Here is a 25,004-nt window from a genome sequence, read left to right as displayed (position 1 = left end):
CGTTACATGTTGGTTAAGAGAGATGGGGGAGTGTTGATGAGAGAATCAACCCAAACAGTACAATCCGTTGAAAGAGCTCTGATGATTATGGAATGCTTTACACTCGAGAAGCCGCAACAATCATTGGGTGAACTGGCGGCCCAAACAAATTTGTCGAAAAGCACCATTTATCGCTTGTTAACCACACTGGCAAAATGCGGGTACATTAAACAGGATGAATTAACTCAAAAATACAGTTTGGGCTTCAAGCTATTTAATTTGGGTGCAGTTGTTGCAGGGAATATATCCTTAAGAGACACAGCATTGCCATTTATGAAAAGACTGTGTGACGAATTATCAGAAACGATTGATCTTAATATTATTGAAGCGGATCAAAGGGTCTGCATTGAAATGGTGGAAAGTACAGAGCAAATCCGTAATATTGTAAAAGTCGGACAGCGTAATGCTCTATGGACCGGGGCTTCCGGTAAAGTACTGCTTGCACACCTGGAGGAAGCCGAACGTAGGCGGATATTGGACGATGCGAAAATGCTTAATCAGCTGACCATCGAGGAAAGCGTTTTAGAAAAAGAGCTAAAGGTTATTCGCAAACAGGGCTACGTTCTCTCTCTTGACGATCGACTTAAAGGGTCATTTGCTATTGCTTCACCGATTTTCAATCATGCTGAAAAACTTATAGGCGGAATAACAGCGGCTGGCCCCATTCATCGATTGTCAGAAGACCGAAAGCCGTTTATTATTAAGCAGGTCATGTATACTGCTTACAAGATTTCAGAAGCCATGGGTGACAGTAGCGCAAAAAGCCGTTATCCTATTCTAATGACACTGTAATGAAGATAAAACCGTACTGATACATTAGCGATCAGTGCGATTTTGTTTATTTTCAGAAATTTCATAGTTATTTAAACATTGAAAATATAACTTCAAAATGTTATGATTTTTTTAAATCCAAAAACAAAACGCGTTCCACAATACGAAATAATGTAGGGTTAATTTCAAACTACTTATCCTGATTAAAGGAGTGACATAATGACGATTTTTCAAGATCATTCTTACAAGCTCCGTATTGGCATTGTCGGCCTGGGGAATGCAGGAAGTGCCCTGCTGCCGAGCATTGCCAAACATCCGAATGTGATGGTTACGGCGGCCAGCGGGAGAAATGTCGAACGTTTGAAGAAGTTTGCCGATGATTATCAGGCGGAGTATCATCTGAGTGTAGAGGATTTATGTCGCAGTGAGCAGGTTGATGCTGTATACATAGCCAGCCCGACTGAACTTCATGTGGAACATGTGAAAACCGCAACGAATTATAAAAAACATATTATTGTTGAAAAGCCTTTAGCTGTGTCGGTTGAGGAAGCCGATTTGCTGATTCAGGCTGCTGAACAGGCAGGTATTCATATGATCGTTGGGCATTCGTTTAGTTTTGAACCGCCTATACGAAAAATAAGAGAAATCATCGAGTTAGGCAAGCTTGGGAACGTACGCATGATTAACAATTGGTATTATAACGACTGGATGTACCGCCCGCGCACGCCTGAAGAGCTGGATACAGCGCTCGGCGGTGGTGTAACATACCGTCAAGGCTCCCACCAGTTTGATGTTATCCGCTATATTGGCGGCGGGATGCTTAGAAGTGTCCGTGCCATGACTGGCCGGTGGGATGAATCCCGACCGACAGAAGGGGCTCATGCGGCCTTTTTGGAATTTGAAGATGGCACTGCAGCAACCGCTGTTTATAATGGATATGATCATTTTTTAACAACGGAACTTACATTTGGAATTGGTGAAGGAGGTCCTTCGCAAAGGTCTCAAGGCTACGCGTCTTCCCGAAAAGCCATTCAGCAATTGAGCAGCAGTGATGAGGAAAGAAGGTTAAAAGGTCAAAAAGGGTACGGTGGAAAGCAATCTAAAAACTATGATCAAGAAAAAGCGCATCAGCCGTTTTTTGGCTTAACGGTTGTCAGTTGTGAACGGGGCGATATCCGTCAATCACCCAATGGATTGTACGTTTATGGAGAAAATGAAAAATACGAAATTAAGCTTGGAAATGAAACGGGGCGCGACGTGATGATTGCCGAGCTATATGATGCTGTTGCCCGTGATACGCCTTCTTTACATGATGGAAGGTGGGGCAAAGCGAATTTAGAAGTTTGTCAGGCGGTCCTGCAATCTGCCAGGGAACGTAAAGAAATTTATTTGTCCCATCAAGTAGCAATCAACTCATCTCAACGAACGCTGATGAAGTAAGGCTGAATACTGATAAAAAAATTAGTTAAGGACGCAACGAGCTTCAACACACCAGGTGTTGAAGCTCGTTATCCTTTATTTGAGGTGAAAGGAGATTGGTTTTTTCTTACTTTTTAATCATTCAAACGTTATATTCAATTGCTGTGCAGAGTACACGGCCGATTGTTTCTTTATTTGCAGACTCACAAGGCGTATCCGTTGCGGTGATTGGATTTTTGGTTTCCGCTTATGCTTTTTTTCCAATGCTTTTCGCGGTAAAAGCAGGAAAATGGCTGGATGTGTATGGCGCCCGGCATATGTGTTTGTTAGGAAGCATGGGCATGTTGCTGTCTTTAATAATTCCCATCATGGTCCCTGTTTTTGCGTCACTCTTTTTTTCCCAATTATTAATGGGGTTTTCTCAAATATGCTGTCTCGTCTCTTTGCAGAAAACAGTCGGGAACCTGCCTGGAAACCGGGATAATCTTATTACCATATTTAGCCTTACCGGCTCGTTAGGCGAGCTAATCGGGCCACTCGCAAGCGGGTTTGGATATGAATACTTCGGTTTTCGCTTTACGTTTGCAATCGCAGCTGTTTTGGTCGGTCTCGTCTTTTTAAGCTGCTTGCTCGTCCCGAAGGAATTCTGGAAAAGCGCTGCCGCTTCTGGAATGAAAAAAACGAGTGATAAAACATCATCCTGGAAAATGCTAGAACATGTAAATTTACGGAAAGCACTCATTATCAGCGGGTTAGTCTTGTATTCAAAAGATCTTTTTGTGGCTTATTTCCCTGTTTTGGGCACTGAAGTCGGAATGAACGCAAGCAGCATTGGCATTATTTTGTCCCTTGTGGCAGGATCATCCATTGGCGTCCGGCTAATTCAATTTCGTCTTTTGCATATCTTTGGGCGGGCACAAATTTTAACCGCAACATTGGTGATCAGCGGGCTTTCTTTTATGTCATTGAATTTAAGTTCATGGCCAGTGATCTTTGGGCTGATCGCCGTGTTTCTTGGAATTGGTTTAGGATTAGGTCAGCCGCTCAGTCTGACTTATGCGATGAATGTAAGTCCTCTAGATAAACAGGGAGAAGTACTAGGTTTGCGTTTGACCTTTAACCGTTTTTCCCAGTTCGTCTCTCCCTTTTTCTTTGGAGCAGTGGGCAGGATGGCCGGGGTTTCAGCGATTTTCCTGGTGAGCGGGGTTGTCCTTCTCTTAGGAGCCTGGTTTACCAGAATGCGGCAGGTAGAAATGGAAAAAGTACAAAGTAGTATGAGCGGTTTTCCCCTTTACTCTAGTGAAGAAGAAGATGGACTAAGGAAAAAAACAAATTAACCGTGCAAAAAAACAACCTGTGTCTGGATGAACCTGGCACAGATCGTTTTGTTCGTTAATTGATTTTCATGTCTTCTGTACACTTTGTGCCAGCTATTTTAATCGACTCGTTGGGCATCCTTCAAAAGTTCCAAGTCATCATGTAAATCTTCCGGGACACTGCTGTAACTTCATTTTCATCCAAGCCGGTCTGCTTCTTCAAAAAGATGAGAAAGTGGGATCGGTGAGCATCCGGCTGCGATGTTTGCAATTGATCTGTATGTGAAAGGGAAACTAGTGCAGACAACCCTCACGATGCCATTTTTTTCACTTGTTCCGTATAAAAGAACGGGTGTGTTGTTTGTCTTAATCGAATTCATTATCATACAAACAAGATGTAAAGGATGGGGGTACATATGTTAACACCTCCAGTGAAAAAAAAATAACAAACAAAATGAGCCAATCACCAATCCAATCAATTGCCTGCATTTTATTAATGGTCAATTCACATACTCCCTTAATAAAAAAGTTTGACAATATCCATCCAGCGACAGAAGAAGGACTGGGTACAGTGGCAGAAGACGGGAAAGAAGAAGTAGATATGGCCTTTGCCGCAGCACGGCGAGCGTCAGCAACTACATTCTGGATTTTGGAGGGTTTTTTATGTCAGTAAAAACAGAAGGGCTATCTTCCGTTCATAATGCAATTCGGATCTTGCAGACATTCTCATTATTAGAACCTGAGTTAGGCATAAGCGAGTTGAGTGTACGCCTTGGATTAGCCAAAAGCACAGTCTACCGATTAATTAAAACGTTAAACGAATCTAATCTGGTTGCTCAAAATAAAGAAACACAAAAATATCATCTCGGTATTGCTGCTTTTGAACTTGGATTCACGGTTTATCATTCAATGGAACTTAGAAAGATTGCACTCCCGATTTTGGAAAAGCTTTCGGCTTCGCTGCGAAAAGTCGTCAGGCTTGCGGTTTACGATAATGGCGGCGTTGTCTATTTGTGTAAGTGCATACATGATGAGGATAATGGGACAATTTCAAAAATTGGAGAGAGGGCCCCAAGCCATTGCACGGCAATAGGAAAAATGTTATTAGCCTATCAAAACGAACAAGAGATTGACCATGTATTAAATGGGTATTTAAGTGCGTATACAAGCAAAACCATCACATCTCCCATCCATTTAAAAGAACAAATTTTTGAAAGCAAACAAAAAGGATATGCGATTACAAGGGAAGAGCTGCGAGAAGGTATTTCTTCTGTTGCGGTGCCCGTCTACAATGATTTTGCAAAAATGATTGCATCGATCAGTGTAACAGGATCGAATTTTTATTTTAAACCTGATCGTGTTAAGCAATATGTAAAAGAGATGAGAAATTGTAGCCGTCTGATCACAGAACGGTTAGGGATGGGTTATTAAGAACGATCACTTCAAAAAGTAAATTTTTATTTTCTGAAATGGGTGGTAGATGCCAGTCATTCTTTCATTATTCGTTCGCCTTTATAAAGAATAAAAAAACATAAAAATCTTAAATCTGTTCTGTATATAAGAACGGGATTGTTGTTGTTAAAAACGTTTGTGAGAAAATCAATATAAGATTTGAAAATTCTGAAAAGGAGTGCGTGCCATGATGAAACATTGTATTTTTAGATCGGAACATCTTAAAGCACCCAGATACACCCGCTTATTCAATTAAAATGTTAATTTTTTCTTTGGTGTCCACATAGCGGAATGTGGTTGTTCTCATTTCATCGAATTGTGATAATGTCAAATTACCACTACAAATTTCCAGCTTAATTGGAGGAATCTTAAGTAGTAATGATTAAATGTCGTTTAAAACTGTAAGCGTTTACTTAATCAACTGAATCTTTCACATCAAACCTATAGTACAGGGAGGGAAATTATGGTATGAATAGATTTTCTAATAAAGCGTTTATCAGTATAGTTACTCTTCTTCTTTTAGTTTTTTCAGTTTTAAGCGGGTGCAACAACGCGGAATCTCAAAAACAAGCAAAAGCAGTTTCCGGCGAGCGTAAAGGAGCAGAGATCAAAATGGGTCTTCCTTCATCAAATGCCAGTTATCTGCCGTTATTTGTAGCTGATAAAAAAGGATTTTTTCAGGATCGCCATTTAACAGTTACATTTACAAAAGTACAAGGAGGCGTCACAGCGCTTCGTGGTTTGCAGACGAATGATTTCCAAGTCATCTCAAGCTTGCCTGAATCAGTGATTACCGGCGTTGCGGAAGGTGCTGGCGTTAAAATGATTGGAACGCTGGATGATAAGTCGATGTACAGCATTTACACCACAAAAGACGTTAAAAGCCCTGAGGATTTAAAAGGGGCAGTAGTCGCAACAAACCGAACAGGAAATGGAACGGATATTCAACTGCGCTGGTGGCTTAAAAAACATGGCTTAGAACCGGAAAAAGATGTTCGTATTATTGAAGCGGGTGAAAATTCAACACGCCTTCAATCATTAATATCAGGCCAGGCAAAACTAACGATTTTAAGTCAGCCGACGGATTTAAAAGCGGAAGCTTCAGGAATGAAGAAGTTGGCCTTGATGCGTGATGAACTGAAAACGTATAACCATAACATGCTGATGGCGAATGGAGATTTCTTAAAAAATCAACCAGAAGCGGCAAAAGCATTTGTGGAAGCAATAGGAAAAGCAACCGAGTACGCGAAAAAACCCGAAAATCGTAAAGAAATGGTTCAGGTGATTATGGATGAACTGCAAATGAATAGAAAAGATGCAGAAAAATCGTTTGATTTTGTACTCCCAGCATTAGCAGATAAAGCGAAAATCAACCGTGATGGTGTTCAATGGGCAATTGACACAACAAAGGAAACCGGCTTGTTAAAAGAAAATGTAACAACGGATCAATTAATTTATGAAAATGCTTCAGCCAAGTAATCCATAAATATTAATTTAGATGATCGAGGTGTTATTTTGATGACCGAAACCTTAGTAAAAACCAAAATACCCATTCTGCAATTTGATTCACTGAACGTCATTTATAACGAAGGGGAGCCAAATCAAGTCCATGCCTTGAAAGATGTTTCTGGAGAAATCCATGAGGGTGAGTTTATTTCAATCATCGGTCCCAGTGGCTGCGGGAAAAGTACAATGCTTCATACGCTGGATGGCTTGCTCCAACCAACATCGGGCACGATATTTGTGAACGGCTCTCCAGTGCATGGCCCGGACGGTGACCGGGCGATGGTCTTTCAAGATTTCGCTTTAATGCCGTGGCAAACTGTTTATCAGAATGTCGAATTTGGATTGAGGCTAGCCGGGAAGAAAGGCAGTGAAATCCATGACAAGGTAATGCATTATATTAAGCTTGTCGGTCTGGATGGGTTTGAACAAAAATATCCGCATCAGCTTTCAGGCGGGATGAAGCAACGGGTTGGAATCGCTCGTGGTTTTGCAGTAGAACCAAAAGTGTTGCTAATGGATGAACCATTTTCAGCGATAGATGAACAAACACGAGAGATTATGCAAGAAGAAGTTTTAAAGATCATGCTTCATGAAAAGAAGACCGTGATATTTATTACTCACTCAATCGATGAGGCTGTATTTTTATCTAGCCGCATTTTCTTAATGTCCGTCAGGCCGGGGCAAATTGTAGAAGAAGTAAAGATTGATATACCGTATCCGAGAACATTGGAAACAAAATTATTACCTGAATACCAAGAATACAAGCAGATTATTTGGGATCATCTTAAAGGAGAAGTTAGACGACAGTACCGCAGGGGGGAAGCTTAGTGAAAAAAGTAGATCTTGCGCTCCATGTTCCTTCTTTTTCTCTGAAAAAAAGAAAAAGGATACCTCAAAGTTTTTCTTATCCATCAGTAACATTAGTGATCATATTATTTGTGTGGGAGCTGTGTGGGCGATTGAATTTGATTGACCCATTTATGTTTAGCTGGCCAAGCAAAATTTTCGCTAAAGCTCAGGATTTTTTCGCCACAGGCGAGGTATTTAAACATCTGGCGGTTAGTGGAATGGAAGTTGGTTTTGGTTTTGCCATGGCACTGATCGGCATTCCGATCGGATTGATGATGGGATACTGGAAAAAGCTAGAATTAACCTTTGATCCATTTGTCACAGCCCTTTACACAACACCGATGATCGCATTAACTCCATTGTTTGTTCTATGGTTTGGTTTGGAAACATTATCAAAAGTAATGATGGTGTTTGCTTTATCCATATTCCCTATCTTAATTAACACGATGGCGGGCGTTAAAATGACCGATATATCTTTAATTAAAGCTGCCCGTTCCTATGGAGCCAGTGAGCGTCAAATGTTTAAAGAAGTCATTTTTCCTTCTGCGATTCCATTTATTATAACAGGCATTCGATTAGCAATTGGCCGGGCTTTAATTGCTGTTGTCGTTGCTGAGATGCTGGCTGGAAATATCGGGATCGGTTTTGCAATTAGACATGCTTCTGAGCTTTTCCATACAGCCGAATATTTAGCTTATGTGGTTGTCCTGATGGTGCTCTCTGTTTTACTGACGGAATTGTTAAAGAAGTTTGAAAAGAAATTGGCACCTTGGCGAGATCGTTAAACTTGAGAGACAGTGCAGAGCACTGTCTTTAGCCTGTAGACAAAGTCTCTTTTTGAACTTTGTCTGCAGGATTTTTTTGTTTAATGAAAAGAACAAAACAAAGAGATCTAGGGAAAGCATAAAAAAACGATTAACCGATGCCCCAAAAAGCATGGTATAAGTTAGAAAACCCTTAGGGGTTTTAAAAAATTGTCCATGCAGGCGAAGCTTACTTTTGCTGCCATGAATCTCAAGAAAATGGCAAGATGGGTTGGAAGACACTACACCCATCACGACGAACTACTTATTTCAATGAAAAACTACGTGTTTGTCGACGGTCTAAGACAGTGCCGAGCATTGTCTCTTTTTCATGCAAAAATAAAAAAATCTTTCATGATGTTCCGCATAAAAGAACCATTTATTAAAGACAGGTAAACAGTCATTTTATAATAAAACTATGAAAAAATCACCATTTATTAATGGAAGAAGGGGTGGAGAGTTATGTTAAAGAAAGAAGATAATGAAAAGCTTTGCCGGACGGATTCAGGAACACCAATGGGGGAGGTTTTCAGACGGTACTGGATTCCGGCGTTGTTAACAGAAGAAGTCCCCGAAAAAGACTGTCCGCCTGTAAAAGTAAAATTGCTGGGTGAAGAGCTTGTGGCTTTCCGTGATTCAGATGGAAAAGTCGCCATTTTAGATGCATACTGTCCTCACCGACGGGCGCATTTGTTTTGGGGGCGAAACGAGGAATGCGGACTAAGATGTGTTTACCACGGATGGAAATTTGATAAAGACGGAAAATGCGTAGACATGCCGAATGAGCCGGAGGAAAGTAGATTCAAGCATAAAGTTCAATTAACGGCTTATCCCACTTGGGAGAAATCAGGAATTGTTTGGACGTATATGGGTCCAAAAGAGGAACAACCAGAAATGCCGGATTACGAATGGCTGCGCGCACCTAAGACGCATTTTCAAGTATCCAAAACATATGAGGGGTGCAACTGGCTGCAAGGACTTGAAGGAGGGATTGATACCTCTCATTCCTCATTTGCCCACAACAATGATATTCAAGACAAAAGTTCAATGAGAAGCCGTGCAACCAATCCGAAGCTGGAAGTGGATAAAACGGATTATGGATTCAAGTATGTGGGCATCCGTGATGTAAAAGAAGACGGAAATTACATTCGTGCCTATCAATTTATAATGCCCGCCCAGCAAATGCGAGGTCAAATGATGAAATGGCATGATGGAAGCCGTGAAGAGTATCCGACGATCAGAGGTCATATATGGGTGCCGATTGACGACGAAAGCGTGTGGGTTTGGAACTTTAAATACACGAGTGAGCCGTCGATCCCTTTAGATCCTGAGTTTTCCCAACAGCAAGAAATTCTTTTTGGGCGGGGACCCGATGATATGCTTCCTGGCTACCGCTTATTACGAAATCCATCCAATGACTTCTTGATCGACCGTGAACTTCAGCGCACCAAAACGTTTACAGGAATTGCAGGCATTAACACGCAGGATTATGCACTTCAGGAAACGATGGAAAAGCCATTTCCGGACCGTACAAAGGAGCGTTTAGGAACAGCTGACTTGGCGATTATTGCAGCCAGGCAATTGTTACTGGAAGCCACGAGAGATATTAAAGCGGGGCGTCAGCCAAAAGGTGTGGATCCGGAATCATATCGCCATGTACGAGCTTGTGATGATTTCCTCCCAAAAGGGGTGGACTGGCGAGAAGGATTAAAAGAAGAACTGTACGCGAAGTATTAAAAAGGATGCTAAATGGGTGCAGGTGCATGATTCTGCCAAAAGAAGATGTGCTGGCCTTATGGAGCGGTACTTCTCCTCATTTAAACGAGGAGATAGATTAGGCTGATTTATCCCTTGTTTTGTTTAAAAGATATTTAATTAAATCTAGAGGGGGTGAAATCTGTGGCAATTTGGGATGATGTGTTAAATGAAGAGGACCGAAAAAGGTTTTTAAAATCAAACATGGGCGGAACGAGAGGGTTCGGTAAAAAACCGGCCCTCCTCATTGTGGATATGACATATGGTTTTTCAGACAGTAAATTCCGTTTAGGACATACTGAAACGGGATATCCAGCGGTAGAGGCAACATCACGTCTATTGCAAAAAGCAAGAGATAAAAAGCTTCCTATATTTTTCACAAAACCATTCTCGGAATCACATCAATCGGGAATCGGTTTGTGGAAAGGGGGAGAAGTAAAATCTGAAGAAGAAAATACCATTGTTGAACAAATTACGCCAAGGGGAAATGAAGTAGTTCTTCAGAAAAGAAGACCCAGTGCATTTTTTGGTACAAGTTTGATTGATATGCTCATTTATCATGGGATAGACTGCATAATCATTACCGGTTTAACAACGAGTGGTTGTGTTAGAGCCAGTGTTGTGGATGCATTCTCTTATAATTATAAGGTGATTGTGCCGGAAGAATGCGTAGGGGACCGAAGCAAAATCTCTCATAAAACGAGTTTAATGGATATCCACATGAAGTACGGAGATGTACTCCCGTTGGGTGGAGTAATGGAATGGATGGAACATGCTCTTTAGTAAGTTAAAATCATGATCAATACAAAGTCATATTAGTCCTTAATTCTGAGAGGGGTTAAAAAGTGAAAACGAGTCAATTGTTCTTAAACGGGTTCGCCGTCTTTTTATCTGTTGTTTTCATGATTACACTAATAGGCTGTGTTCAAAAGGAGGATGTTCAAACAGCACAAACCGCGTCAAATAATGGAACAAAGAGGATGCCTGACGAGCAGACGGAGGTTATCGTAGGATTACCTTCTAAACGCAATATGAGCTATCTGCCTTTTTATGTGGCAGCAAAAAAGGGGTACTATCTGAAAAATAATCTGAATATTAAATTCACGTATGTTCAAGGCGGAGTCTTAGCACTTAGAGGATTACAAACGGGAGACTTTCATTTCATCTCATCTTTACCTGAATCGGTCATTACAGGTGTCGCTGAAGGGGCTAATGTGAAGATCATTGGAACATTAGACAATCAATCTATGTACTCCATTTATGTTTCAAAAGATATAAAAGAGTTAAGGGATTTAAAGGGAAAGGCTGCGGCTGGTATGGTAACTGGAAACGGGACCAATATTCAATTGGAATATTGGTTGCGGAAACAAGGGTTAGAGCCTAATAAAGATGTCAGAATCATCAATGCAGGAGATAATGCAGAACGGCTCCAGGCACTACAGCAAGGCGAGGCAGCCGTTACCATTTTAAGTCCACCCACAGACTTAAAAGCTGACGAGTTAGGTCTAAAGCGATTTCTTATGAGAGATGAACTCAAAACATATAATCATAATATGGTATCCGCTAATGGAGATCTTATTAAAAATCATCCTGAAGTAGTTTATGCGTTTATGTCTGCTCAAGCAGATGCTGTAGAGTTTATAAAAAATGAAACAAACCGGAATGAAGTCATCCAAATTGTCATGGATGAATTACAAATGGAAAAAACTGATGCAGAAAAGTCATTTGATTTTGTACTGCCAGCTCTGGCGGAAAAAGGAAAGATAAATATGGATGGTGTTAAGTGGGCAATGGATACCGTAAAAGCAGCAAAGGTATCTGAAAAAAAAGTCGCGTTAGATCAGCTGGTAGACGAAAGATATTATGCTAAATAAATGGTTCAGCAATTATTCATTTAGCAAAAAACCATTGCGGAGTGGAGGCAATGGTTTTTTATTATGATGTGAAAAAAATAGAAACTGTTCTGTATATAAGAACCACATCCACTGCTGGTTTTCTTTTCTTTGTAAAATAAACCTATTAAGTGTTTCAGAAACTGATTTAATAGGAGGTCATTAACATGTATCAAACAGAACAATTACACATTCCAGATTATTTATACGGCAAAACAATCGCAATTTTAGGCTACAGCAATGAAGGAAAAGAATATGCACAGTTACTGCGTGAGCATCACATTCCGGTCGTGATTGGGTTAAGACCAGTGGATGATATTTGGACTGATGCTGAACGTGATGGGTTTGATGTGAGAACCTTGTGGGAAGCAGTAGAATCCGCCAGTATTATTCAAGTGTGGTAGAAGTGTCATCATGGCAGAATCATTAGCGTTGTTGGCTGCTTTTTCATTTGGCTGTGCAAATGTAATGGTCAAGAAAGGGACTAAACCAAATTCGATCAATAATGGAACGTTTTTATCCATTTTGATTACGTTCTTTCTGGCGGGGGGCATAGCTCTTGGAAAAGGATTGTTAGAAGGGTGGGTTATTTTTACTGCTGAAGGCATTTGGTGGTTTATCTTAGCCGGAATACTGACGGCATTTATCGGGCGAACTCATTTATTTACATCCATTCAGCATTTAGGTTCTGTCAGAGCTTCTGCCATAAAGCGTTTAAACCCTTTGTTTGCCGTTTTAATCGGCATATTCTTTCTTCATGAAGCTCTAAACACTTGGATTATAATCGGTATCATCTGTATTTTCGGAAGCTCTGTCGTGCTCATGTACGAATCGTTCATCGTAGCAAGAAAGAATAAAAAAAATGTACCAGCTTCCAAACAAGAGAAAGCAGGCAACGGTCAGTTCAACAAATTGAAAATGATTGCTAGATTCGGTTATGTCTATGGAGTCATTTCTGCTTTCGCTTATGCGATTGGGTACGTAGTGAGAAAAGAAGGATTAGAGGAAATGCCTGATCCGTATATGGGAACAATGATTGGCGCACTTGTTGGTATTCTGGTCTTATTAATCCTTTCCTTGTTTCAGAAACGGTACAGACAGTCCATTCAGTCCACTTTCTCAAGTTTTCAACCATGGTTGTTTGGTGCAGGAATCGCTACATCATTAGGTCAAATCTTATATTTCGCCGCGTTATCACAGAATGGTGTTTCACAAGTAGCTGTTATTGCTTCAACAGACGTAATCTTTACATTATTTTTGTCTTCAATGGTGTTTAAAACTAATGAGGCGATTACAAAAAAGGTCATCTTCGCTTCGATTACGGCAATGGTGGGAGCAGGGTTAATTGCCTCCGTTTAAAGAAAGGTAGTGGTTGTGGTTGAGTCGTACGCCAACTCAAACGTTAAAGGAACAGCTAGCCGTATCAATACGTATGATGGAACAAGCAAATCATATCGACTTTAACGGTCATATGAGTACCCGTGTTCCTGAAACTGACTTTATTTTAATAAACTCTGCTCCGGCGAGTAGAAGCACAATAACCGCTGACGATGTAATTATGATTGATTTGCAGGGAAATGTCATAGAAGGGGATGGTAGACCACCGAATGAATTGCTGATTCACACCGAAATTTACAAGCGGAGAAAGGACATTCAAACCATTGCTCATACACATCCCCGGTGGTCCACATTGTTTACCATTGCAAAGATTCCTTTGCGGCCGGTGGTTATACAAGGTGCAGTATTAGGCGAAATTCCGGTATTCCCAAAATCACAGTCAATCAGCGAACAAGAAATAGCGGATGAACTGGCTGAAAAATTGGCAGGGCATCACATTATACTATTGAAGGCCCACGGAGCAGTCGTCACTGGCGCTTCGATAGTAGAAACGTTCGTGCGCAGTGTATTTTTAGAAGAGAATGCTTATAGACAGTACATGGCAAGTCAAATGGCGTATGCACATTCCCTTGGAGACGAAGACATACAAATGACAAAAAGTGTGATTTGGCGGCCGAATAACCTCCAAAAAGTATGGGATTACCATTACAGCAAGCTGTAATACTGGTAGTCCCATATACTAGGAAAAAAGTAATTCTCGAGAGTCAATTTATCTTAAATCATACATAGCTCACTTCCAAAAACTTCATGAGATTTTCCAGATAATAAAATAAGCTCCTTTGCCTAAAAAATAAGGAAGCTTATCTATTTCTTTATTTAGAGCCATGGAGAAACGGTAACTAACAACCGAGAAGAGTCAATCTCCCCTGCAGCAGTTCTTAATGCCAGGTCGGTCTCATTTAATGTATAATTATGGGGTTTCATGATTCCGAGAGGAAATTTTCCTGAGGAGATGAATTCGACTGCCTCGGATACCAGGATAATGGTGGGCAGCAACGAGCGCATTTATTAAGAAGCCTTGGCATTGATCTCGTGATCGGTCTTCGAATTGGGGATGAAAACTGGGAGTTAGCAACGCAAGACGGCTTCACTGTTTTACCCGTCTGGGAGGCAACTAAAATCGCTCAAATTGCTCAAGTCTGGTAGGGCGGTTTAGAGCTGGCAAAATCAAAACCAACATGATCCACATAAAGAACAGAAGTGGATAATGAACTGTACCCTTAACAGTTTAATAAAAGCCTCTTTTAGGCAGCTAACAGATGACCTCGAAATTGTTTCCGGGGTTATTCTTTTTGCTCCATTGATAACGCCCCGAATTGTAGAATTCAATATAATCCTCAATTACTCGCCGTAATTCTTCAATCGTTATGCAGGAAGAAGCGTCAATTTCATCTCCCAAGAAGCGGTCATCCAGAAGATGACGAACAACAGCATTCAAAAATTGAAAGAAACAGCACAAATCATCAATACGGACAAACTCAGCCATGCAGTAAAAGCCTTAACCAAAGCAAAATCGATACACTTTTTCGGCATTGGTGAATCAACACTGCTTCGCGTAGTGCAGCGGAAAGTTGAAGGACGTTCCCCGGCCATGAATAAGTTACTTTTAATTGTTCGTAAGGGGCCTTTCATTAGTTTGAGCAGACATTGAACCGAAGCCGTTCAAAAGCAAAAAACTCCTTGAATAACAAGGAGTTTGCAGGATGTATGGCCGAAGCAATGAAATAGGGCTATGTGATATGATTCTACGGTTATTAAGAATGATACTGATACCCTTAAAACCAAGTTGGATAAATTCTTGGCAGGATGAGTCAGGATATCCCTTTGACCGCAGAAAATTGTTGTTCAGTAGGCTTAACCGTTGATTCTTTTTTCTCGAGTTTAACGAATAAAATGACCAATGCTCCCACCAGCGGGCCAAGAGCCAACGTCGCAAAAACATAAAAGAAATTATGTGTTGCATCAATGACAGCCCCTACAACTAAAGGTGAGATCAGAGCACCTAACTGCCAAAGTGAATTTACCACGCCAGAGGCGGTCCCCACAAGTTTCTTATCTATCGATTCACAAATGATCGTATTCATGATCGGATAAAATGCATAGGCTAAAACGCCAATTGTTGGAATTAGGAAATATAACATCGATAGATTTCGATTCACACCAAACCATAACAGGATGGGAACGATTGACAAGAGAATCCAAAACGTCAGGGATTTACGGTTCACATAGTCTGACATCAATCCAGTCAAGGGTTTACAAAGTAACGCTGCGATGGCATAAACAGACATAAATAAACCTGCTTGTACAAGAGAAAGATGCAAAGATTTATTTAAGTACGTATTGGCCCATGTTGCGACTCCTAAAGTCGCCCACTGTCCGCAAAATCCGGATAGTCCTACTAACATTAGATTTCTATTTTTTAAGATGGACAACAAATCGTGCGAAAAACGACGACTGCTATTTTGCTCTTTTGGCTGTTGGGCTTTTGGGGTGCGTTCCTTAAGTAAAAAATAGCCCAGTAGTAATCCTAGAAAAGGAAGGATACCTGATACCAAAAAAGTTGCCCGCCAACCAAACCCATTGGCCACTACCGGAACGTATAAATTTACCACTGAAACACCTAAAGAAGTGGACGTCATAAATATTCCATTCGCCAATCCACGTCTGTTCTTAGGAAACCAATCCGTTATCGCGACGAGGCCAGAAGAAAAAATCGCCCCTGAGCCGACTCCTGCAAAAAATCTGGCTACAAGTCCCAGTCGGAAATCAGGAACAAGTCCCGTCATCAGCGTGGATGCGCCGATGATAAAAAAGCAGCCTAGTAACACCTTTCGATAACCATATCGATCCGTTAAAAAGCCTCCTGGGATCTGCGTAATGACATATCCCACGTAAAAAGCGGTCATGAAGCTTCCCGCCTGAGCAGAATTTATGCCATAGTCACTGGATGCCAAGGGTATAATGGGAGGCCATGACATTCTACTCATATAAGAAAAGAAGTACGTTAACCATGCAATAAATAAAACGGTAAAAGCTGACATCATTCTATTATTCAATTTTTTAATCCTCCTAGCATTTCATTTTTTTCTCCTTATTGTTAGAATTTGATGATTAAATACTCAAAAAGCTATGAAGGTTTATGGGGATGTATGGTCATCAATTCCCTTTCTTATACAAGCTAGTTAGCCACTGTTGACAACGCTTTCATTTTGAGCCTGCTTTTTTGCCTTACTTCACCTCCTGTTATACTTTCAGGCTTGAACGGGATAGGGGACCGGCTCTGTTTCGTTATCAAACTCCCTTTTGACTCTTTCAAGTAGACTAGTTTTTTCAGAAAATTAAAACTGTTGTTATTAACATTAGTCGTAATGAACCAAAATTTCAAATTGATAGTTTATATGTGATGCATTAATATTATTAATAGGTTAATGTTTGTTACTTCCAATAAGGAGAGGAAAATAACTATGGAATTAAAGAACATTGAAGCATTCCTCATGGTAGTAGAAAAAGGCAGTTTTTCAGCTGCAGCCCATGCTCTGTATATTAGCCAGCCAACGATCAGTGTTCGCATTCAACAACTGGAAAAACATCTAAATACTACCTTGTTTGAAAGAGAAAGTGGAAAGAAAACCGTATTGACCCAATCCGGAAAAAAAGTTTTTTTATATTTTCAAGAGGCCTTTCTACTCATCAATAAAGCACAAGATGTCCTTAAAGAAGAACCTGTCCAATCTAAAAAAATCAAAATATCCTGTACGCATCACATGGGTGTTGAGATATTGCCAGAAATCTTAAAAAGTTTATATGATCGTTTTCCGGGCTTTGAATTCCCGATTGACATTCGATCGACTGAGGAAATCACGGAAGATATTCGCAAAGCAGAAATAGACATTGCATTTGCTTACGTGGATGTGGATGCTAAAAAGAACCATACCGATCTTTCGGTGATTAAGATTGCCAATGAAGAAAATATCCTTGTTTGTGCACCTGATCACCCTCTTGCAGCATTCGATAAAATTGTACCCTCGGATTTGGAAAACGAACGTATCATTGTCTATAATCGCGAGTTTGTGATCGCACAATTTTTGGAGAAACATCGTTTAAAAGAATATAAGGAAGTAGAAATTAATAATGTAGGCTGGATAAAGATGATGGTGCGTAAAGGGGTGGGGGTTGCTTTTTTACAAGAGATTTTAGTACAAGAAGAACTGAAGAATGGAAAGTTGAAAAAAGTGAATCTCCGTAAATCTCTTCCATCTACTCCTATTTACTTATTTTCACATGCTGATATCCCTCAAACTATAAAAGAAACGATCATCCAAAATTCTAAACGAATTTTTTCATAACGTTACAAGTCGCAAGCAGCACAAATCAGCATCTTTTGGAATTCGGCTTATGTTTTAGCTGAATTTTTTTATTTTTACCGATAAAAAACAAAAATGATGGTAATCGTTATTGTTTTTCCCTCACTTTTTTCTCTTTAATTCCGTATAGCAGAACAATGGTCTTGTATAGTATATTTCTATATCCTATCATAAAGCAAATCAAATTAAATAATATGAAAATTCATTCACTTAGGTCTTTTTATCTGTTTTCATGTTGTTTTCCGATAGGAGTGAGGGAAGATTAATAAAGCCATTACACCTTTTAAGAAAGTATTAGTTGCGAATCGAGGGGAGATTGCCATCCGCATTTTTCGAGCGTGTACCGAACTCGGAATTCGTACGGTTGCGGTTTACTCTGAGGAAGATCAAATTTCTTTACACCGATTCAAAGCAGATGAATCGTATCTGATCGGGAAAGGAAAGGGGCCCATTGAAGCTTATCTTGATATTGAGGGTCTCTTGGAAGTGGCCCATCGCCATGATGTGGATGCCATTCATCCAGGATACGGATTCCTCGCTGAAAATGCAGAGTTTGCCCAAAGATGCCAAGAGGAAGGAATCGCATTTATCGGACCGTCCCCAGAACACATTAAGAGGTTCGGCGATAAAGTCGATGCGAGAGAAATGGCGATACATGCTGGAATCCCGGTTATTCCTGGGACACCTAAGCCGATTGAAAGACTTCAAGAGGCCTCTCGCTTTGTTGAAGAACACGGTTATCCGATTATCATCAAAGCATCATCCGGAGGGGGTGGTCGGGGGATGCGCATTGTTCGATGCGATGAGGAATTACAGGATTCGTTAGAACGTGCGAGTTCAGAGGCGAAATCATCATTTGGAAACACCTCCGTCTATATTGAAAAATATCTCGAAAATCCCAAACATATTGAGGTTCAAATTTTAGCTGATCGGTACGGCAAGGTGGTCCATTTGTTTGAACGAGATTGTTCCATCCAAAGACGTCATCAGAAAGTGATCGAAGTGGCACCCAGCGTTTCTTTACCGGCTCAGTTATGTCAACAAATCAATGATGCAGCTTTACAGCTCATGAAAAAATCGGAGTATGTGAATGCCGGCACAGTTGAATTCCTGGTCACAAAAGATCAACAGTTTTATTTTATTGAGGTCAATCCTCGTGTTCAAGTGGAACACACCATCACCGAAATGATTACCGGGATAGACATCGTGCAGTCTCAAATCCGGATTGCTGAAGGATATGCGTTGGAAGATCCTGAAATTTCGATCCCGGATCAACACGAAATCAACCCTCGCGGATATGCGATCCAATGCCGCGTGACAACCGAAGACCCAGAACAAAACTTCCTTCCCGATACAGGAAAAATACTGGCTTACCGGTCGGGTGGCGGTTTTGGCATTCGTTTAGACTCTGGAAGCGCAAGCCAAGGCGCCGTCGTTAGCCCGCACTATGATTCTTTGTTAGTGAAAGCGTCTGCTTGGTCCATGAACTATGAACAGGCGGCCGCTAAAATATTGCGAAGCCTAAAAGAGTTTCGGATCCGTGGCGTCAAAACCAATATTCCGTTTCTCGAAAATGTGATCCAACATCCAGATTTTTTAAAGGGCACATACAACACCTCCTTTATTGAAAGCACGCCCGAATTATTTGAATTTCCGAAACGAAAAGACCGGGGTACGAAGTTATTGAACTATATTGGGCAAACCCTAGTCAATGGTCACCCTGGTCTGCTATCAAAAGAGAAACCGTCCTTTGATGCACCGAGAATTCCGTTTACGCCAGTTAAACAGGAATATCCAGCCGGAACCAAGCAAATTTTGGAGCAACAAGGGGTCAAGGGACTGCAGCAATGGATTCTAGACAATAAACAATTATTAGTCACGGATACCACCTTTCGTGATGCCCATCAATCCTTGGTTGCCACAAGGGTTCGTACCCATGATCTCTTAAACATTTCTGAAGCAACAGGCAAGTTAGCTCCTAATCTCTTCTCCATCGAGATGTGGGGTGGTGCCACGTTTGATACCACGATGCGGTATTTGAATGAAGATCCTTGGGAACGACTGCACCTACTAAGGCGACGAATTCCAAATATTTTGTTTCAAATGCTGTTTAGAGGTGCCAACGCGGTAGGATACACCAATTATCCAGATAATAGTATCCGAAAATTTATCCAGCTTGCGGCAGAATCGGGAATCGATATCTTTAGAATATTTGACAGCTTAAATTGGACAGAAAATATGAAGAGCGCGATTTATAATGTTCGAGAATCCGGTAAAGTGGCCGAAGCTGCCATCTGTTATACAGGAGATATCCTGGACCCCAATCGAGATAAGTATTCTTTAACGTATTATGTTGCCTTAGCGAAGGAATTAGAAAAATCTGGCGCAAATATCCTTGCGATCAAGGATATGGCGGGGCTCCTCAAACCTTTTGCCGCATACAAATTGGTCAAAACATTGAAAGAGGAAATTGGGATTCCGATTCATCTTCATACGCACGATACAAGCGGAAATCAAATGGCCACGTTAATCAAAGCGTGTGAAGCCGGTGTCGATATCGTGGACACCGCGATCAGTTCCATGTCGGGAGTCACTTCCCAACCCAGCTTAAATGGGCTGGTCGCCTCTGTCCAAGGGCAAGAATGGGAAACCGGTTTACAACCTGACAACCTACAAAAGCTTTCCGATTATTGGGAGGATACGCGTCCATACTATGCGCCTTTTGAAAGCGGAATGAATGCTTCGAACTCCGAAATTTATACCCATGAAATGCCAGGGGGTCAATATACCAATCTCCATCAACAAGCAAAGGGATTAGGTTTGTCTGATCGCTGGGAGGAAGTTAAAAAGACGTATTCTACGGTGAATCAAATGTTTGGCGACATTGTGAAGGTCACCCCATCCTCTAAAGTTGTGGGGGATATGGCTTTATTTCTTGTCCAAAACCATTTATCGGAATCAGATGTTTATGAAAAGGGCAACCTGCTTGATTTCCCGGAATCTGTCATCAACTTCTTTCAGGGTTATCTCGGACAGCCTACTGGCGGCTTTCCAGAAAAGCTCCGTGACATTATTCTGAGAGAACGCGATTATTTTACCTGCCGACCCGGTGAATTACTTCCACCTGTAGACTTTGACAAAGTTCAGGAAGAACTAGAAACGAAAATCGGCCGCCCAGCCACTGAATATGATGTCATGTCCTATATCATGTATCCAAAGGTATTTTTAGATCGAGAGAAGTTATTCGTTGAATTTGATGAATTGTCGGTCCTTGATACACCAACCTTTTTTCACGGTCTTCGTGTGGGAGAGGAAATAGCCGTAGAAATTGAGTTAGGAAAAACATTAATCATCAAACTCTGTGCAATAGGTCCTTTGTTAGAAGACGGCACGAAAACCATTTATTTCGAGCTTAATGGTTATCCCCGTGAAATTACGGTCCGAGACCAATCGATTAAAGTCACCGCTGATACTCGACGCAAAGCTGAACGAGCCAACCCCAATCAAATTGGGGGAACTATGAGGAGAAATATCCTTAAAGTGATGGTCCAACCGGGAGATCAAGTCAAAAAAGGACAACATCTCATCGTGACCGAGGCGATGAAAATGGAGACCACCATACAGTCCCCGTATGATGCCATTGTGAAAGAGACTCACGTCAAAGCAGGAGATTTTATTGATACGGGTGATCTCTTAATCGAACTTGAACTGGTCAATCAATCAGCCAAAAAAGAGGAGGTTTTTACATGAGTTACCGTGATGAAAAAATCTATGACATTATTGTAATTGGTGGGGGTCCCACTGGCCTTTTCACTACTTTTTATGGAGGAATGCGCCATTGTAGTGTGAAAATCATTGAAAGCATGCCTCAATTAGGGGGACAGCTTGCCACATTATATCCTGAAAAGTATATCTATGATGTGGCCGGATTCCCGGAAGTACGTGCACAAGAACTCGTCGATTCATTAAAAGAACAGGCCATGCTTTTTAACCCAGCCGTTTCATTAGAGGAACGTGTTTTGGATATAGACAAGCAAATCGATAAGTTTGAAGTGACCACAGATAAAGGAACGCATTTTGCCAAATCGATTATTATTACAGCGGGCGTAGGAGCTTTTGAACCAAGGCGTCTTGCTCACAAATTTGTACACCACTATGAAAAGAAAAATCTTCATTACTTTGTGAGTGGATTAAGTCGATTCGCTAATAAAAAAGTGGTGATCCTTGGTGGAGGAGACTCCGCTGTGGATTGGGCTTTAATGTTAGAACCGATTGCCAAAAAGGTGACCCTTATTCATCGCAGAGATAAATTTCGTGCTCATGAACATAGCGTAGAAAAATTGAGAAACTCTACGGTAAACATTTTGACGCCTTATCAGTACAAAGATCTGATCGGCGAAGACCAGGTCGAGCAAATTGTTCTTTATCATAATGACACGAAAGAGGAAAAATTGATCGAATTGGATGATTTAATTGTGAACTTTGGGTTCATTTCAAGTCTAGGTCCCATTAAAAAGTGGGGACTTGAATTAGAAAAAGGAAGTATAGTGGTGAACTCAAAAATGGAAACCAATATTCCGGGGATATACGCAGCAGGAGATATCAGTACCTATCCAGGAAAGGTGAAATTAATTGCCGTGGGTCTCGGTGAAGCGCCTATCGCCGTTAATAATGCAAAGGCCTATATCGATCCACATGCGAAGATTCAACCCGGCCACAGTACTTCCATGCAGGCCTTTAAACCTACTGTTCCGATAGGGTAATTCCTCATGCATATATCAAGGAACAAAGGCTTTTGTTGGTTGGCAAGGGAGGAAACTCACGAGGCGACCAGATTCTTACAACTATAAAAACGTTTATCAGAAGAAAGACACATGCGGGTTTCCTGCATGATATAAATGATCAGATTTGGTTTTTAAAAAAAGTAGGAGGGATTGACCCATGTACACTATTGTAGCCAAAGACACGTGTATTGCATGCGGAGCATGCGGAGCTGCAGCCCCTGACATTTATAACTATGATGAGGAAGGTATTGCTTTTGTCACATTAGATGACAATCAGGGTATCGTAGAAATTCCAAACGAATTGATTGATGACGCGGAAGATGCTCTTGAAGGTTGCCCGACTGAATCGATTAAGCTAGGGAATGAGCCTTTTAACGGTGAGGCCAATTAATTCGAATCATTATTGTTCCCGTGTAAAAATTTTTTTAAAAGGTCATTTCTTGAATCTTTATAGAAATCATGATCTAGTTCACTACTTATGTTAATGTTGATTACAACATAGACGTTTATGCCAACATTAACATATATGATTAAAGCTCTGTTGATAAGGGGAGTTTGGAAAGAGGATGCTCCTGAAATTTAAGAAAAAAAGCTGACGATCGATACGTAATTTTTGAAATGTTAACAGAAAGGCTACAAGGGAAATCGATGATTTCCCTTTCTGGTATGATAGATGAAAATACAGCGCTTCTCGATTTATGGAAAATCTATTCTTTTCACACTTGCTGTGGCTCTGTTTCCTGTGTTTCAGCTCGCCCCATTTAAAGGGATAGGGTTGGTGTTGTCAATCGTTTCCATATTGGCTATTGCAGCATCGCTTCCATCCTGTCATTTTTTTACGAGACTCTTGTCCATTCTATTTTTGACGTTAGGGACATGGATGGTTGAAAGTAAGGGAATTGATTTCTCATCCTACGTAAAGCTTTATGGGGACATGCTCTATTTGCTCTCCCTCTTTGCCATCGTTCCTTTATTGGCGCTCCCCATACAGGTTGGAGGGTACAGGAAGGTTTTTGAAGAGTTATTTCAGAGGAAAGTAAAATCAATTTCTACATTGTATCGCGTTGTCACGGGATTATCTTATATTCTCGGGAGTTTTTTGAATATGGCCGCGATTCCCATTGTCCATTCCAGCGTTAAATCGTCTGTGGAAGCTTTGCCAATGAAAAATCCCAAGCGATTTTTGGCGATCGGCATTCTTCATGGATACTCTTTACCTATTATGTGGACCCCTTTATCGGGCATTGTCGGGGTTGTTCTTTATGTTACTCACGTTCGGTGGTTGTCAATCGTGCCCGTTTTATTTTCCATCAGTTTAGCAACGCTCGTCATGAACTGGATTCTTTTCAGATGGATGGAAGGCGGGAGGCCATCCGTTGTTGGAGATCAAGAAACAGCATCCGCCGCCGAACAAATACCCCTTGATGATCCCCCTTTGCTTTTCCGTAAGATGTTTCAAATCGTGCTTGCCATTGTTTTGCTCTTATTCTTGATCGTCAGCGTCGATGCGGTTTTTTCATTGGGTTTAGTTGTAACCGTCACCCTTTTAACAGTTCCCTTCGCATGGATATGGTGTCTTTTGCTAAAGAGGGGCCAGTCTTTTTGGCTGGAGGTGAAACATCATTTTACACGAAAAGTAGCAGAAATGAGTGAATCGTTTGCGATTTTTTTGAGCGCCGGTTTTTTTGTACAGGCTCTTCACTATTCCGGAAATGACCAGTTGGTCAATCAGCTATTTGTTCAATGCAAAGAGCTGATTGGTATTCATTTGTTTTTACTTCTGATCCCATACATGACGCTGCTGTTATCCTATATCGGATTGCATCCGATTGTCGTCGTCCATTTGCTGGCCCAATCCCTAACACCGGCTATTCTCGGATTTACACCCGAACAAATGACGATCGCTTTTCTGGGCGGTGCAGTCATGACGTTTTATATGGGGCCATTTAGCGGAACTCTTGGGCTGTTGTCATCCATGATTGATGTCGCTCCGTTACGTATTGCTAGATGGAGCCTAGTGAATGTTGTCGGATTTTCCCTTATTTTAGCCGCAGCTATTTTGTTGGTTTAGGAAGAAATCTATTCAATATTAGAATGGAGAGGTTCATATGCTCTTGGTGTGTAACAAACATGTTAAAGAGGGGCTTAAACATTTTGAGGTTCCTCATGTGAAAAAAGTGGAAAATCACCACTTTCCCTGTTCATTTTGCAAGAAAGAGGCTGAGATTAAAATCTATCGCCCTTTCCCTCCAAAAAAAAGAAGAGTTAAAGTGATGCCATCCATTTAAATGCAAATCATAGATAAAGGGCAGCCAATCGAGGCTGCCCTTTGTTATGTGTGCCAGGCATGTTCATCAACTAGACGGTGAAAGTCCGTTATGGGCGTTGGGATATGCGAACCATTAGTCGGAAGCAAGGGTGTCCATGGTGACATGGAATCTGAAGGAAGCTCGAGACAAATCCTCGATCTGAGGTACACGAATCACATTTGAGGTTTCTGCTTTCAGGACGAGTTTGCATAACAAAACGAAGTCCAAAATATCCCCGGATGAAACAGGAATAAATGTGGCAGATAGATGAGGGGAAAGTGGATGAACTTACCCTGAGAGATCTCGTGTTAACCTGTTATGGGAACCTATTCAGTGATGGATAGATG

General features: G+C 41.1%; 21 protein-coding genes and 1 pseudogene. 20 read left to right on the top strand and 2 right to left on the bottom strand.

Annotation, left to right across the window (positions count from 1 at the left end; all coding sequences use genetic code 11):
* Nucleotides 1–36 precede the first annotated feature (36 nt).
* From QYF49_RS20940 to QYF49_RS20870, 15 genes and pseudogenes are all read left to right on the top strand, one after another.
* Nucleotides 37–831, top strand: coding sequence for an IclR family transcriptional regulator (locus tag QYF49_RS20940; protein WP_290401532.1), 795 nt, complete (start codon nucleotides 37–39; stop codon nucleotides 829–831).
* 198 nt (nucleotides 832–1,029) lie between these two features.
* Nucleotides 1,030–2,250, top strand: a complete 1,221-nt coding sequence (locus QYF49_RS20935; RefSeq protein WP_290401531.1) for a Gfo/Idh/MocA family protein — start codon at nucleotides 1,030–1,032, stop codon at nucleotides 2,248–2,250.
* Nucleotides 2,251–2,345: 95 nt separating this feature from the next.
* On the top strand, nucleotides 2,346–3,566 hold the full coding sequence (locus tag QYF49_RS20930; protein WP_290401530.1) for an MFS transporter: 1,221 nt from the start codon (nucleotides 2,346–2,348) through the stop codon (nucleotides 3,564–3,566).
* A 642-nt stretch (nucleotides 3,567–4,208) separates the two neighbouring features.
* Nucleotides 4,209–4,976, top strand: a complete 768-nt coding sequence (locus QYF49_RS20925) for an IclR family transcriptional regulator (RefSeq protein WP_290401529.1) — start codon at nucleotides 4,209–4,211, stop codon at nucleotides 4,974–4,976.
* Nucleotides 4,977–5,465: 489 nt separating this feature from the next.
* Nucleotides 5,466–6,476: an ABC transporter substrate-binding protein gene (locus tag QYF49_RS20920; protein WP_290401528.1), complete on the top strand. Its 1,011-nt coding sequence runs from the start codon at nucleotides 5,466–5,468 to the stop codon at nucleotides 6,474–6,476.
* 39 nt (nucleotides 6,477–6,515) lie between these two features.
* The gene (locus QYF49_RS20915) at nucleotides 6,516–7,331 is read left to right on the top strand and encodes an ABC transporter ATP-binding protein (protein WP_290401527.1); all 816 of its coding nucleotides are present in this window, start codon (nucleotides 6,516–6,518) and stop codon (nucleotides 7,329–7,331) included.
* Nucleotides 7,331–8,137 (top strand): ABC transporter permease, encoded by an 807-nt coding sequence (locus QYF49_RS20910; protein ID WP_290401526.1) that lies wholly within the window; start codon nucleotides 7,331–7,333, stop codon nucleotides 8,135–8,137. The genes QYF49_RS20915 and QYF49_RS20910 overlap by 1 nt, the downstream gene beginning before the upstream one ends.
* 114 nt (nucleotides 8,138–8,251) lie before the next feature.
* Nucleotides 8,252–8,551: pseudogene (locus tag QYF49_RS20905) on the top strand (hypothetical protein); the annotation flags it as partial.
* Nucleotides 8,552–8,617: 66 nt separating this feature from the next.
* Entirely contained in the window at nucleotides 8,618–9,892 is a 1,275-nt protein-coding gene (locus tag QYF49_RS20900; protein ID WP_290401525.1) for a Rieske 2Fe-2S domain-containing protein, read from the top strand.
* A gap of 162 nt (nucleotides 9,893–10,054) precedes the next feature.
* The gene (locus QYF49_RS20895; RefSeq protein WP_290401524.1) at nucleotides 10,055–10,693 is read left to right on the top strand and encodes an isochorismatase family protein; all 639 of its coding nucleotides are present in this window, start codon (nucleotides 10,055–10,057) and stop codon (nucleotides 10,691–10,693) included.
* A 197-nt stretch (nucleotides 10,694–10,890) separates the two neighbouring features.
* A complete protein-coding gene (locus QYF49_RS20890; protein WP_290401523.1) occupies nucleotides 10,891–11,784 on the top strand; it encodes an ABC transporter substrate-binding protein in 894 nt (297 codons plus the stop codon).
* Between the two features lie 185 nt (nucleotides 11,785–11,969).
* Nucleotides 11,970–12,206, top strand: a complete 237-nt coding sequence (locus tag QYF49_RS20885) for a ketol-acid reductoisomerase (protein WP_290401522.1) — start codon at nucleotides 11,970–11,972, stop codon at nucleotides 12,204–12,206.
* Between the two features lie 10 nt (nucleotides 12,207–12,216).
* Nucleotides 12,217–13,161 carry a DMT family transporter gene (locus QYF49_RS20880; RefSeq protein ID WP_290401521.1) on the top strand — a complete coding sequence of 315 codons (945 nt, stop codon included), beginning with the start codon at nucleotides 12,217–12,219 and terminating at the stop codon, nucleotides 13,159–13,161.
* A 19-nt stretch (nucleotides 13,162–13,180) separates the two neighbouring features.
* A complete protein-coding gene (locus QYF49_RS20875; RefSeq protein WP_290401520.1) occupies nucleotides 13,181–13,861 on the top strand; it encodes a class II aldolase/adducin family protein in 681 nt (226 codons plus the stop codon).
* 362 nt (nucleotides 13,862–14,223) lie between these two features.
* Nucleotides 14,224–14,346, top strand: coding sequence for a Rossmann-fold NAD(P)-binding domain-containing protein (locus QYF49_RS20870; RefSeq protein WP_290401630.1), 123 nt, complete (start codon nucleotides 14,224–14,226; stop codon nucleotides 14,344–14,346).
* 106 nt (nucleotides 14,347–14,452) lie between these two features.
* On the opposite strand, the gene QYF49_RS20865 is transcribed toward QYF49_RS20870, so the two are convergent.
* Both QYF49_RS20865 and QYF49_RS20860 read right to left on the bottom strand, forming a co-directional pair.
* Nucleotides 14,453–14,686 (bottom strand): IS3 family transposase, encoded by a 234-nt coding sequence (locus QYF49_RS20865; protein ID WP_290401519.1) that lies wholly within the window; start codon nucleotides 14,684–14,686, stop codon nucleotides 14,453–14,455.
* Between the two features lie 325 nt (nucleotides 14,687–15,011).
* Nucleotides 15,012–16,256 (bottom strand): MFS transporter, encoded by a 1,245-nt coding sequence (locus QYF49_RS20860; RefSeq protein ID WP_290401518.1) that lies wholly within the window; start codon nucleotides 16,254–16,256, stop codon nucleotides 15,012–15,014.
* Between the two features lie 408 nt (nucleotides 16,257–16,664).
* Here QYF49_RS20860 and QYF49_RS20855 point away from each other — a divergent pair, with 408 nt between their 5' ends.
* The 5 genes from QYF49_RS20855 to QYF49_RS20835 all read left to right on the top strand — a co-directional run bounded on the left by QYF49_RS20855 (nucleotide 16,665) and on the right by QYF49_RS20835 (nucleotide 24,419).
* Nucleotides 16,665–17,546 carry a LysR family transcriptional regulator gene (locus tag QYF49_RS20855; RefSeq protein ID WP_290401517.1) on the top strand — a complete coding sequence of 294 codons (882 nt, stop codon included), beginning with the start codon at nucleotides 16,665–16,667 and terminating at the stop codon, nucleotides 17,544–17,546.
* A gap of 291 nt (nucleotides 17,547–17,837) precedes the next feature.
* Nucleotides 17,838–21,314: a pyruvate carboxylase gene (gene pyc, locus QYF49_RS20850; RefSeq protein WP_290401629.1), complete on the top strand. Its 3,477-nt coding sequence runs from the start codon at nucleotides 17,838–17,840 to the stop codon at nucleotides 21,312–21,314.
* Nucleotides 21,311–22,327 (top strand): NAD(P)/FAD-dependent oxidoreductase, encoded by a 1,017-nt coding sequence (locus QYF49_RS20845; protein ID WP_290401516.1) that lies wholly within the window; start codon nucleotides 21,311–21,313, stop codon nucleotides 22,325–22,327. The genes pyc and QYF49_RS20845 overlap by 4 nt, the downstream gene beginning before the upstream one ends.
* Before the next feature lie 178 nt (nucleotides 22,328–22,505).
* Complete coding sequence (locus QYF49_RS20840) at nucleotides 22,506–22,739, top strand: ferredoxin (protein WP_290401515.1); 234 nt, start codon at nucleotides 22,506–22,508, stop codon at nucleotides 22,737–22,739.
* Between the two features lie 282 nt (nucleotides 22,740–23,021).
* Nucleotides 23,022–24,419, top strand: coding sequence for a hypothetical protein (locus tag QYF49_RS20835; RefSeq protein WP_290401514.1), 1,398 nt, complete (start codon nucleotides 23,022–23,024; stop codon nucleotides 24,417–24,419).
* Nucleotides 24,420–25,004 lie beyond the last annotated feature (585 nt).

Origin of the sequence: Fictibacillus terranigra (genome assembly GCF_030412265.1) — a bacterium.
Classification (GTDB): domain Bacteria; phylum Bacillota; class Bacilli; order Bacillales; family Fictibacillaceae; genus Fictibacillus_C; species Fictibacillus_C terrinigri.
This window is presented reverse-complemented; position numbering and strand designations above follow the sequence as displayed.